Below are 12,785 nucleotides of genomic sequence, written 5' to 3'. Positions count from 1 at the left end.
CTTTAGATCAACATGGCAAATGGCTCCGGTCAACTGACCATGATTTTGGCGAATGCCGGTCTATAGCGTTGACGTGCTTATAATGCTCGGCGCGTTTGTGCGGGATGAGATTGGCGGGAGATGACGGATGTTGTTACGTGGCCTGACCTGGCTGGTGCTGTTCCAATTGCTGGGCACAGCCATCAACCACTTGTTTCTACCCATACTGCCGGGGCCGATTGTCGGCCTGCTGTTGCTGTTGGTGTTCCTGATCAGCCGTGGCCAGGTCGGCGAGTCGCTGAACCTCGCAGCCAGCAGTCTGCTGCGTTACCTGCCGTTGTTGTTGGTGCCACCGGCCGTGGGTGTGATGGTTTACGCCAAGGACATTGCCGCAGATTTCTGGGCCATCGTCGGTGCGCTGGTGTTGTCTCTGTTGTTGTCCATGGCTTTCGCTGGCGTGCTGATGCAACGCATGGTCAAGCGTCACGCTCATCGTGAGGACAGCCAATGATCTTCGACTGGCACGGCGCCTGGGCGTCGGTGATTCATCATCCGTTGTTCGGCATCGGCATTACGCTGGGCGCTTATCAGCTTGTGCTTGCGGCGTACGAGAAAACCCGCTGGATCTTTCTGCAACCGGTGCTGGTCTCGATGCTGCTGGTGATCGGCGTAGTGGTGGGTTGCGGCCTGAGCTATGCCGAGTACCGCAAGAGCACCGAAATCCTCAGCATCCTGCTCGGGCCGGCGACCGTGGCGCTGGCGGTCCCGCTGTACCTCAATCTGCGACGCATTCGGCAGTTGTTCTGGCCGATATTTACTACGCTGGTGATAGGTGGTGTTGTCGCCACCGGCATGGGCGTATTGCTGGGCTGGTCGTTTGGTGCCGAACACATGATCCTGATGACCATGGCGCCGAAGTCGGTGACTTCGCCGATTGCCATGCTGGTGGCAGAGCAGATCGGTGGCGTTGCGGCGCTGGCGGCGGTGTTCGTGTTGATTACCGGGGTGATCGGGGCGATCTTCGGGCCGAGTCTTTTGACCCGGCTGGGCGTGCACAGCCCCGAGGCACGCGGCATGGCGCTGGGCATGACCGCCCACGCGGTCGGCACGGCGGTGGCGATGCAGGAAAATGAAGAATGCGGCGCCTTTGCGGCGCTGGCGATGAGTCTGATGGGCGTGGCCACGGCAGTTTTGCTGCCGTTGGCGGTGTCGATGGTGGTGTAAGGAAATGTCTATGAGCTTGCCGCTTTTTCCGCTGAATACAGTGTTGTTCCCAGGTTGCATCCTCGATTTGCAAATCTTCGAGGCGCGCTACCTGGACATGATCAGTCGCTGCATGAAGCAGGGCGGCGGCTTTGGCGTGGTGTGCATCCTCGACGGCGAAGAGGTCGGCATCGCGCCGGCGGGCTACGCGCTGGTCGGGTGCGAGGCGCTGATCACTGATTTCAAACAGCAGGACAATGGCTTGCTGGGCATTCGGGTGCAGGGCGGGCGGCGCTTCCACGTGTTGCGTACCGAAATTCAGCGCGATCAACTGACCGTCGCCGAGGTCGAGTGGCTGGAGGACGAACCTGAACAACCGCTGCAAGACGAGGACGCCGACCTGGTTGCGCTGCTCAAAGCCTTGGCCGAACACCCGATGGTCGAAGCGTTGAACATGGGCACCGAAGCAACCGGGCAGCAGTCGCTGGCCAATCAGTTGGCGTACCTGTTGCCGTTTGCCGAAGTGGACAAGATCGACCTGCTGCAACTCGATGATCCGCAGCAGCGACTGGATGCGATTCAGGCGCTGCTGGATGAGTTGCAAGGCGAGTTGTTTGCCTAGTGTCTGCCGACAGGATCAGGCGGTTGTCGGCGTTATCAAGTCAGGCGTAAAGACCACGTCGTTGGAGAACACTTCTTTACCGGCGGGAAAGTTAATCACCGGTTTGTTGGCCGCCGCCACCTGATCGATCAACATGTCGTAGTCACTCAGGTTGTTTGCGCCGGCCCATGTCCGCTCTTCGATACTGTCAGCCTCGCCTCTGGTTGAATGGTCGGCGTGAACATAGGATTGCAAGTAGATGTCACTGACCCGTGCTGCGCGGGTAAAGGTCGAGTTGACCAGCCAGATCCGGTCTGCGCTGAAGCCACGGCTGGATATTGAAATATGGCCTTCCAGATCATCATCGGGAAACCAGGTTTTACCGCCGGTTCTTTTCGATTCGTCGAGCGCATCCCTGTTGAAATGATAGTTTTCACGGGCCGGGACGATCTCGATGTTGCGGGTGTCGAGCAGGTAACAAAAGGCAATGTTCTGGTTGAGTCTTTTCGGGTAATAGTCCTTCTCCGTGATCCGTCCCGGTTCGCTGTCCGAGCCGCTGTCGGTATCGGAGTCTGCCGCACTGTCAACGGATTCTGTATCGCTCGACTCGGTTCGGCTCAAGTCGCCGGGGTACTTGTGGTACTGAGTGTCGTACAGAAGTTCTTTTATCCCGGATTGCTTGCCGAATTGGCGGATGTACTGTTTCGCGTTGTTCAGACTGAAGGTCGCGCTGACAGCCTTTTGTGTCGTTGAACCTTCACCGAGATCCTGGCGCGGGAGCATATGGCCGTCCCGGGAAAATTCGAAAGGCGTGCGGTCATCGCCCCTGAACATCGCGGGTATATCGGTACGGTACAAACAGTTGTATTTATTGCGCTTGTACCCGGCGTACGCCAGTAAGCCATCGAGATAGGTGCGGGTGTAATTGGCATTGAAATCCGTAAAGCCCCGCCCGCGGTTTCGCAGGCTGAAGATTTCAGGCAGCAACTCCTCGTAGGCGTCGTTGAACCGGTTGATGTTTGTCTCGTCGATGGACGTTTGTTTATGGTTCTCGGCCCACTGCGGGGCGGTGCCGTTGGCCTGTATCTCGGCGAGCATCTGTGTGAGTTGCCGGTTCGACAGGTTGTAAGGCTTCATCGTCGCCGCCACCTCATCCAGGGTTTTGTGCGGGCCTCGCAAGTTCATCCGGACTTGAAGCTGTTCAAGAAGCTTGCCTCTTTCTTCTGCGGTTACACGCGCCATCTCGACGTAATCAGGGGTGTTTCCCGTCTCTGTGGTCGGCTGCGTATCCGGCAGGCGCGGTGGTGTCGCCGGCAAACCGGGCCCCGATAGATCCTCGATCAAGGGGCGTTTTTTAGACGGCCCTGGTTGCTCGTCGATCAGGGGCCGCTTTTGGGGAGTTGGTTGAGGATGGCGCTGGTTGAGCTGCACATTGTCGAACATCGCCTTCAATTGCCCGTACGAGTGTGGCTCCATTAACTCGGCAAATTCGTCTTGCTGCTTGTCAGGTGCCATCCAGCGTCGCAATTCGTTGATCAGATGGGGTTTGCGGCGTCGGTTTGTACGCGGTTGCGCCCATTGCGGCTTGTTGCCGGTACTGGCGACCTCGGCGCGAAATCGGCTGATCTGTGCTCCCTGCAATCCGTAAAAGTCCCAGATGTCGTAGTCCGTCCAGGCGGGAATTTGCTGCGCAGGCTGGATGATCGGGGTATCTGGCGGATCGACTCTGACAAAGTGTCCGTTCATATCGACAAAAGCATATTGGGTCGCCGGACCGACGAGCGGGTCCGCGTCCTGTTTTCTATGCATCACCACATACCCATGAAGATTGGTTGCCTGTGGCTCCCAGGTGTAGTGGGCAATGTCGACGTAGCTTTGTGCGGGTAGTTGTTGTGCAGGCGCCGGTTGTGGCACATGCGTTGGTTTTATTGAGGACTCGCCGGGCAGCGACTCGGCAGCCAGGCGCCAGGTCCTGCTCTCTGGGTTGAGCCGCAACGCCGGTCCAGAGGCCGTCAGTTCGTTACGCCGTTTTGCCCGATACATTCCGACAGCGGAGTCGAACTCGACAAGCACCGTTCCACCGGACTGAATGTCCACGTACCGGCGTTGCGCCTGGACTCTAAACCCGTCAGCGCCGGGTGCGGGCAAGAGGTTTGAGGACGATGCGGGCAGACGGAACCGATGCAGTGGGTCGGAGCCGGAAGCGGCGGTTGGTGCTCCGGCAGTGGCAGTGTCCTGGACATTCAAGACGGGCAATGGCAGCAGGGAAGGTTGAGTCAGGGAGGGGCCCGTGATGGGTAACAAGGGGGCTGGCGGCGTAGTGTCCGATGACATGCCTGCCTGCAGATTTGGGTGACCGATTGCAGAGTGTCCTGGCCCATGCAGTGGCGGCAGATTCAATGCGGGTGGTTCAGGCATGTTTATTTTCGGTATCGAAGATACTGGTGGTTTTGGCATGTTGGAATCCTTTCCAATAGTGGCCTGAAAGATGACCGGCTCCCGGAAGTCCAGGGCCGGTATTATTCAACGATGAGCAGAGCTGGCCTTATGGAAACACAATGTCGTTTGAGTATATTTCTCCGTCAGGCAGTTTGATGACAGGTTTGCCCAAGTTTGCGGCCTGATCGATCAAGTCGTCATATTCCCAGTCGTTGTCGTCACCGCTCCATGTTCTTTCTTCAATGGGTCTGCCCGCACGGGGGCTGTGCCTGGCGGACTCGGGCTGACTCAGGTACAGGGCGCAGATGTCATTGATCTTCGCTGCACGCGTCCCGCTCGAGTTGATCAGCCAGATCCTGTCAGCACTCAAGCCGCGCGCAGACATTGAAATGTGGCCTTCATATGAATCGTCGGGAAACCAGATCTTTTCACCGGGCTTTTTTTCGGTTCGCGCATAGGCATTGAAAGCCAGGTTTTCTTCGCCAGGCACAACTTCAATATTGCGGGTGTCGAGCAAATAGGTAAACCCGATGCGCTGATTTTGCCTTTTTGCGATGTAGTGTTTGTCATGGAAACGCAAGAGCGGGTTACCTGAGCTGTCCTCGTCGCTGCTGGATGAGCTGTCGTCCTCGTCACTGCTGGATGAACTCTCGTCACTGCTTGATGAACTTTTGCCTCTTTCTTCGTATCTGCGGGTTCCGCTGTAGTCGATTAATTCCCCTGGGTATTTGTGATGCTGAGTGTCATACAGCAACGCTTCCACCTCTGGAGCGCTGCGAGCATGTACATATGCCTCCGACAGACTGAACGTTGCGCTCACGGCTTTTTGTGTGGTTGATCCGACACCGTGTTTCTGGCGTGGGCGCATGTGATCCTCGAAAAACTCGAAGGGGTTGCGGTCGTCCCCCCTGAACATGGCCGGAATATCAGTTCTGTATAAGCAGTTGTATTTGTTGCGCTGGTAACCGGCCTTTGTGAGCAGGGCATTGAGATATGGACGGGTGAAGTTGTCGGAGAAGGAGATGTTGCCGGTTGACTGGTTTCTGAGGTGCAGTATCTCGGGCAACAGTTCTTCGTAGACTTCATCGAACCGATGAGGGTTGGTTTCGTCCATGGAAGAATGTCTGAGGTCCTCAGCCCACTGGGGAATGCGTCCTTGGGCCTGCACGTCACTGACCAGTCGCGAGAGCTGTCGTGTCGACAGGTTGTAGGGTTGAATCTGGCGGGTGATCTCCTCCCGCGATTTCGCGGCTGGTCCCGTGCTTGTCAGGGATCGAAGTTGTTCGATCAGTTGGTCTCTCAGTGCTCCGTACTCAACGGACTTCGTAATGTAGTCGGGCACTGCGGGACTATCCGCTCTGGGGGATTGTTCGTCCGCCAGGCGTGGGCGTTGTGCCTCGGCTCCGGTTTGCGCTTGCGGGTTGTCCAGCTTGCGTTTGTGTACTTCACGTTGGCGCCTGGCGACCGAATCGAGACTGACCCTGTCGAGTTGCGCCGCCCATTGCTCGACCGAATAGTTCAGAGGCTCCATTCGCCGGTTAAATTCATCCCGGTTCATATGTGGCGCCAACCAGCGGCGAAGTTCATCGAGAAGATACGATTTCTGAAGCCGCTCCTGTCGAATGGAGGCCCATTGCGGCTTCATCCCGGTGACCGTGACTTCGTCGCGGAAACGGGTGATATCACTGCCGGAAAGATCGTACATATCCCACAGGTCACGATCGGTCCACGCCGCTAGCTTGGCCGCCGGCTGGTCGATCGGGGTCGAGCCCGGTTCGACTTTGACGAACGAACCGTTGTCATCCTGAAAGGCCATATGGGTTTCGGGTCCTACGTGTGCGTCCAGGCCTCTTTTTCGATGCAGAACGACGTATCCCTGAAGGTTTGTTGCGTCCGGGTTCCAGACATAGTGTGTGCTATCAAGGTAGATGCGTGGGGCGATAGCAGTCGTTGACATGTTTACTGGCGGCGGGGCAGGGGGATTGAGGCTCCAGCTTTTTCCATCGTTGTTCAGGTGCAATACCGGTCCGCTGGGAGTCACTTCGAAGCGACGTTGTGCCCGGTATGTGTTCGTGCCTGCGTCATAGCTGACTTGGACTGTACCGTTGCCCGGGATGTCGACGTACATGCGTTGGGCATGGATTCGCAAGCCGGCGTCGTTTGGGGCGGGCAACATGTTTGCCGAGTAGACCGACACTCGAAACCCATTCAATGGATCATTGCCGAGAGCACGTGTCGGCACCGTGGACGTAGCGACTGCCTGTGTTTGTATCGGCTGCTGGGCGTCGGGCAACAGACCGGGTGTCAGCCCAGGCGCATGGGACGTGCCATCAGGCCATCCCGCAGCAGGTTGCATCGACTCCAGCCCTGTATTCACGCGGGTGCCCGGCAGCGACGCATCCGCTTGCAATCGCGGCGGGGTCGTCGTCGGCAGCTCAGGCAGGTTGATTTTGGGTATCGAAGATATCGGTGGTTTGGGTGCCATGTTGGAATCCTTTCCAGTGTTGAAGCGGTGTTTGAATGAAATCAGGTGTGGCGCAATTCGATCATTGATCCATTGGGGTTTCGTTCACGGGGGCGCGCGCGATGTGCATGTCCTCCAGGTGCAGCTTGCGCGACCAGTCACCTTCGAGCGTCCAGTCCTCGGCGACGCTGTCGTAGTAAATGGCTTTGCTGTCATCGTCACGCAATTGCAGATGGCGGATGAGCACCAGGTCGGTCATCGGTTCGTTGCCTTGGCGATGCAGACTGATCCCTGCCTGGATCGCGTCGATGCTGGAATAGGCCTGGGCATTGATTTCTGCCAGAAGCACCACGGCAAATTCCTGTTCGATGTCGTATCGGTGGCCGGATGAGGTGAAAACACGCACCGTTTCCATCAGCGCGTCACCGGTCTCGTCGTTGGGCAGCAGAATAAGGATGTGGCCGACCCATAGCTGTGCGCCGCTCAGGCGGATGTGCTCGCGGCCGATCGTCTCACTCAGGTGCTGTGTATGAATATTCCAGGTTGAAGTACCGATAGCAGCGGCTATCGCGACCGAAGTCGACAGCCTGAGGATGGTGTCGGCCGCCGGATGGATGTCGTAGGTCGCGGCCTGCCCCTCCAGCACGAGAATGCCGGTCTGGGGCGCGGCTTGGATGTCCACCCGCAGGTCCTGCGGTTTCAGCACGGTGGGCGGATGGGCCGCAGGTTGCTGCATCAGGTAGTGGCCGGTACGCTCAACCAGCGAGCGGGGTGTCAGTAAAGTCTTGTGACCCGGTTGGCGTTGGTCTTCAAGATAGGAGTGGTGTGGCAGTTCTACCCGGTAGGAAATTCCGTCGCGCATGATGAGCACAAAGTTGTGTGTGGGCATCAGCCCTGACGCGATCACGTTGCCTATGACATTGCTACCGACCCCCGCGCGATCGCGGGCCATGTCTTTGAGCGTCAGGCGCTTTTGATCCATGAAGCGCAAGGTCAAGTTGACGTCCTGGTAGCGCAGGTACTCGGAGTTGATGTTGCGTGTTGACCTGACCGTGTACTGCGCCTCTACGGCTTCTATTTCATGACTGTCGTAATCCAGGAATAGCGTGCTGAGCGTCGTTTCGCTCACGTGCCGGACAGCCAGTACGGTCGAGGCCAAATGTCGATAGACGAAGTAGCTTGAGTGCGATGCGCTGGAGGCGACATGGTCTCCTCCGTTCAACAGTTGCGGCGGGGTTGCAGGTTTGCCCCGCGCCAGGATGATTGCGTTGACGCCGACGTTGTCGCGGCCATCGAGCTGTTGCGGCAAGTCAGGTTTGAGTGAGTAGAGATCCTTGGTGCGCACTATCAGTTTGTCGTTGCGCAGCAGGCGTTTGTCGGCTTCCTGGCGATAAATCCCTTTGACCGTGACGGTGATCCGCGGCAGTTTTCCATCTATCCCGTGAAGAGCGGACAGCACCAGCGAAGTCCCTTCGACCCGCCAGCCTTGAATGCGTTCGAGCGTCCAGTCGAGGTCGATGAGGCTGGGGTCCTGGCCATCTTCGATCAGTGTGGTGGCGTCGGTTTTGTCGGCGATGATGTAGTGATCTTCGCCGGGACCGCCGTTGGCCTGGCTGTTTGGCCCTTTGATCACAATCGTGTCGGCACCTGCGCCGGTGTCGGCAATGTCCGCGTTTCCGCGCAGGACGATTCGGTCCGCCTGCGAACTGCCGGTGATGCTATTCGCGGCGTCCGCCAGCGTTTCGACAGTCTCAACAGACTCAAAGCGCAGGGGCGGGGTGTCGGGGCTGGCGCGCAGGTTCAGTTGCCCTGTTTGCAGGTCAATGTGCACGCCCTGATGCGGCTTGTCGCGCGAGACCTTGCCTTCCAGTTGCAGCGTGTCATTGCCGGCGCCACCTCGCAGCCGACTGCCTGACAGATCGCCAGGCTGGAGAGTGTCGGCGGCGATCCGAAAGCTGAAAATATCATCCTTGTCGCCACCGGTGAGGGTCTTTTTTCCCGTGCCGTAGCTGAACTGGTTGGGTTTGTCCCTGACCCCCACAACGGTGTCGTGCCCGCCTCCCAGTTGCCAGAGGATGGCCTTGTGCTCGCCCGCGCTACCGATGATTGCGCCCGGAATGTGGCTGATGCCTTGGCTGGCATCGAACGTGTCGTCGGTTTCCTTGATGACGGCTTCCTTTTCCTCGATGTATGGACTTTCGCCGCCGGCATCGTCCCACTGGTATTTCCAGTGCTTGACGGTCTGCAATTCGACTTGATAGCTGCCTAACACTACCGCTTCGACAGTGTCTTTCAATTCGTTGTCCAGCCAGCTTCGGGCCGTCTTTTTCAGTAGCTCGCTGTAGCTGCTGTCGGTTTTGGCGACGAGGTAGCGGTCGAGGATGTCTCGATCCATGGTTTGCCCGGTGAACGCAAACCAACCCGAGCGCAAGCGTTCGTGGGTGCTCAATGTAATGTAATCGTCGATGTCATCGACCTGGCGAGCGGCACCGTAAATTCTTGCACCCAGGATGAGCACGGCACCCGCCGCAATCCCGATCGGGCCGGCGGCACTGAAACCGGCAAGTGCCGCTATACCCAGAACAATACTCAGCCCGGCGCTGGTCAGGCTAAGCGCTGCATTGAAGTAGTGATCCTGAGCTTGTTTGCCGGTGGCGCTGGCGGCGTCGTTGAACGCTTTGATGGCGGTGTAGATATCGAAGGGAAGAGTCAGGACACTGGCAAGCAGGCCGGCGCCGCGTGCCAGGTACTTGCCGGCACTGGTTTTGCTGAACCCTGTAAACACCTTGCCGCCACTGAGCATCATGTTTCTGCCGATGTTTTCCAGACCTCGCTCGAGGAACAAAGAACCCACCTCGGCAGTGATCCCGCCTACGTTGATGCCGGCTTCAACCAGGTCGCCTTTCTTCAGTGCTTCTGCGGTGCCCATGATGCCGCTGTAGATGCCGTAGCCCTGCAGCCCGACGCCCATGCTGGTCATGCTGCGGCTTTTGACCTTGTCGGCCCAGCTCGGCAGGTTTTCAGGCAGCGAAGGGGTACTCAATGACAATTGCTGGGCGGAGTCCAGCAGTTTGCCAAGGCTTTGCATGGACGCTGACAAGTCGGAGGATGATGCTGAAAGCAAAGACTGGGCGCTGGCCGAGCGCAGAACGCCAAGTTCAAACAACAACCCCGCGCAGCTGTCGCTATGTTGAGGGGATTGCAGCCTGCCCTCGATCTTGGCCGGATCAAATTGCAGAGCGTTTATGAATGTCTGGTCGGGCTCAAGCTGAATTGGATGATTTGCGTTGATCACCTGGCCATTGAGCCTGGCCCCCATGTCATACAAGTCCTGGCGACTGATGGTTAATTCGCCAATGCGAACCGGACCATTCAATTGATCCTGGAGCAAGAGTCTGTTCCGACGTTGTTCATCTTGGGGTGTGGAGGAGGGCATCCGTGCCGAGAGAGAAGGGGGCGTTTCGGTAATACGGATGTTTATCGGCAGTGTTGGATTTTGCCCGGTGGATATGGATGGCGTGGACATGGTTCGAGTATCTCTTCTTTCATATAGATGTAATTCGGTTCTTGGGCCTCATGTTGGCGTTGAAAAGTATTGTTGAGATGGATGTAGCAGGTGCGGTACATATTTATAGCTTTCGTTATTTTATATGCCCTCGCAGACGATTTTTTTAAGAAGCAATGATGTTGCAAGTTGAGGTTGAATTAAGTAACGCAATAAATAGGGGGGCGCTGTTTTATCAACTACTGCGATCTTTTGATCGGTAATAGCGGTCAGTCCAGGCAGTTCACAGCTTCTCTTCGAAAGGAGAAGCTGCGAGCCCTTCGCTATCAGTACGAGTAACGCAACAGAGCGTGAGGCAAATTCCACAGCGCGAAGAAGCCGAACAATGCCATCAACACCGGCAAGACCAACCACCAGACTTTGGTCGGCATCGGATTCAGGACTGTCTGGCGCTGGGTCACGGCCAGGCTGGCCGCACAAACACAAGCCGCCAGTACCGCTCCGGCCAGGACATCGGTTGGCCAGTGCGCGCCAAGATAAACCCGCGACATGGCGATGGACACCGCCGGCAAGCAGCCGAGCAGCAGCCAGGTCAGGCGCATGCGCGTTGGCTGGCCTCGGCCAGCCAATACCGCCAAGGTCAGGAACAGCGCAAACGAACCGGACGAATGACCACTGGGCATGCTGTAGCTGCTCAGCGGATCGGCCAGTACTTCCGGGCGCATCCGGGCGAACAGGTTTTTGGTTCCGGTGTTCGCCAGCGCGGTGATCAGCAGCGTGCTGCCGGCGAAGAGCATGTGTCGCCATTGTCGGGTAACCAGCAGCAGGATCGTCAGCGCCGCGCTGATCACGAACATGTTTTTGAACTCGCCGAGCTGGGTGAGCATCACCGCGACTTCATCCAGCAGCGGGCTGCGGTGCTCCTGTATCAGCGTCATCAAGCCCTGATCGAAGGCGTTCAGATGCGCAAAGCCAATGAACAACCCACCGAGTATCACCAGGCTGAGGCCGGCGATGTATACGGTAACCAGGCGATGAGCGCGCACGCTGCTGTTGACGCTCAGGCCTACCAGCGCCGCGATGCTGCCGACCACCAGCCCGACCTGTGGCCAGAAACCTTCCGGCAGCGGCAGACGAATCGCCGCGCCAGTGGCCCAGCCGGGCAGCAGATAGGCAACGGTCCAGCCAGCGGCGGCCAGCAGGCTGACGACAGCGAAGCGCGGGAAGGGCATGTCGAACATCCCCGCGACCATCGGCAGCATCGGCCGCAGCGGTCCGATGAAGCGCCCGACCAACAGGCTGGCGATGCCGTAACGCTGGAAATATGCCTCGGCCCCGGCGATCCATTCCGGATGATGACGCAACCCTGGCAGGCGCCGGATGTTCTGATGGAAATGTCGCCCGATGAAGTAAGAGACGGTATCGCCGAGAACGCCAGCGACGAACCCCAGCAATAACGTTTCGCTCAATGACAGCGCGCCACTGCCGGCCAGTACCGCCACGGCGAACAGCAGCACCGTACCGGGCACGATCAGCCCGGCAATCGCCAGGCATTCTACAAAGGCCACGATGAACACCGCCGCGGCCAGCCATTGTGGGTTGACCGTCAACCAACCGGTCACGCTATCGAGCCATGGGCCCATAAAAACAACTCCATTGAATAATCAATCGGTCCCGAGGGACGAACGCAATCTTCAAAACACATGTGGGAGCGAGCCTGCTCGCGATAGCGGAGTGTCAGACGACATCTACTTCGACAATCAGTCTGCTATCGCGAGCAGGCTCACTCCCACAATGGATTTTCAATAATTCAGGTCAGCAAAAAATAATCGCGACCTTCTATCTGCCCCCGTCGCAAGGGGTTGCGCGTGCAATACGGCGCGTAAGCCGCATCGACGAAACGGTACATCAGATGCTCATCGCGACCGTGAGGAATGCCCAGGCGTGTGGTTTGTATGATGTGAACGGGCGCCGGGCCGACATCTTCCACCAGCAGCACCTCATGATCGAAGCGCTTGGCGTCCCAGACCGGTACCTTCAAGCCCAATGCCTTGCAAAGCAACGTCTGTCCAGCGCAGAGCTTTTGCGTGGGGCGGGGGCGACCTTGGGTGTCGGGATTGTTCAACAGCATCTGCGCCAGGCTTGCCGGCCCGCTCAAATCATCGACCCACGGATAGGCGGATTTGATCAGCACGGCATTGCCCGGTCCCTGGGCGCTGAAGTTCAGGGAATCGCCGCCACGGGCGTAGTACATATAGATGTGGCCGCCATCCAGAAACAAAGCCTTACGTTTTTCTGTGTAGCCGAGGGAGGCGTGGCTGCCTTTTTCTTCGAAGTAATAGGCCTCGGTCTCGATAATCCGGGCGCTGAGCCACAAGTCGCCAACCCGGTGTCGAATGACCTTGCCGAGTAAATCCCGGGCCAGCGTTTGGGCGTCTCTGTCGAAAAATGCATCCGCGAGCCCCTTGGGCAGGCTCGTCGCAGAGGTGCGAACAGTCAGGTTAGTCATGATGAACGGCGTTTATCAGGGCTGATTGAGTCGCGATGATAACAATTTGCAGCTTAATCACGGCTTAACGTCGGCAAATTGCCCT

The 12,785-nt window shown here is 57.8% G+C and carries 8 protein-coding genes; 3 read left to right on the top strand and 5 right to left on the bottom strand.

Annotated elements, in window-relative coordinates:
• Positions 1-127 precede the first annotated feature (127 nt).
• The 3 genes from BLW70_RS01610 to BLW70_RS01600 are packed head-to-tail and all read left to right on the top strand — an operon-like array spanning position 128 to position 1,804.
• Entirely contained in the window at positions 128-490 is a 363-nt protein-coding gene (locus BLW70_RS01610; protein WP_074871209.1) for a CidA/LrgA family protein, read from the top strand.
• Positions 487-1,203, top strand: coding sequence for an LrgB family protein (locus tag BLW70_RS01605; RefSeq protein WP_074871207.1), 717 nt, complete (start codon positions 487-489; stop codon positions 1,201-1,203). The genes BLW70_RS01610 and BLW70_RS01605 overlap by 4 nt, the downstream gene beginning before the upstream one ends.
• Before the next feature lie 10 nt (positions 1,204-1,213).
• A complete protein-coding gene (locus BLW70_RS01600) occupies positions 1,214-1,804 on the top strand; it encodes an LON peptidase substrate-binding domain-containing protein (RefSeq protein WP_008152802.1) in 591 nt (196 codons plus the stop codon).
• A 15-nt stretch (positions 1,805-1,819) separates the two neighbouring features.
• On the opposite strand, the gene BLW70_RS01595 is transcribed toward BLW70_RS01600, so the two are convergent.
• From BLW70_RS01595 to BLW70_RS01575, 5 genes are all read right to left on the bottom strand, one after another.
• Positions 1,820-3,880, bottom strand: a complete 2,061-nt coding sequence (locus BLW70_RS01595; protein WP_139273349.1) for a hypothetical protein — start codon at positions 3,878-3,880, stop codon at positions 1,820-1,822.
• A gap of 448 nt (positions 3,881-4,328) precedes the next feature.
• Positions 4,329-6,707: a hypothetical protein gene (locus tag BLW70_RS01590; protein WP_139273348.1), complete on the bottom strand. Its 2,379-nt coding sequence runs from the start codon at positions 6,705-6,707 to the stop codon at positions 4,329-4,331.
• A 61-nt stretch (positions 6,708-6,768) separates the two neighbouring features.
• Positions 6,769-9,774 (bottom strand): calcium-binding protein, encoded by a 3,006-nt coding sequence (locus BLW70_RS01585; protein WP_139273347.1) that lies wholly within the window; start codon positions 9,772-9,774, stop codon positions 6,769-6,771.
• A 743-nt stretch (positions 9,775-10,517) separates the two neighbouring features.
• Entirely contained in the window at positions 10,518-11,834 is a 1,317-nt protein-coding gene (locus tag BLW70_RS01580) for a bifunctional DedA family/phosphatase PAP2 family protein (protein WP_074871201.1), read from the bottom strand.
• A 167-nt stretch (positions 11,835-12,001) separates the two neighbouring features.
• Positions 12,002-12,700 carry a DNA-3-methyladenine glycosylase gene (locus BLW70_RS01575; protein WP_074871199.1) on the bottom strand — a complete coding sequence of 233 codons (699 nt, stop codon included), beginning with the start codon at positions 12,698-12,700 and terminating at the stop codon, positions 12,002-12,004.
• Positions 12,701-12,785: the final 85 nt, after the last annotated feature.

It is taken from the genome of Pseudomonas frederiksbergensis (genome assembly GCF_900105495.1).
Lineage (GTDB): Bacteria > Pseudomonadota > Gammaproteobacteria > Pseudomonadales > Pseudomonadaceae > Aquipseudomonas > Aquipseudomonas frederiksbergensis.
The sequence above is the reverse complement of the archived record's forward strand: the minus strand, read 5'-3'. Positions and strand labels throughout refer to the sequence as shown.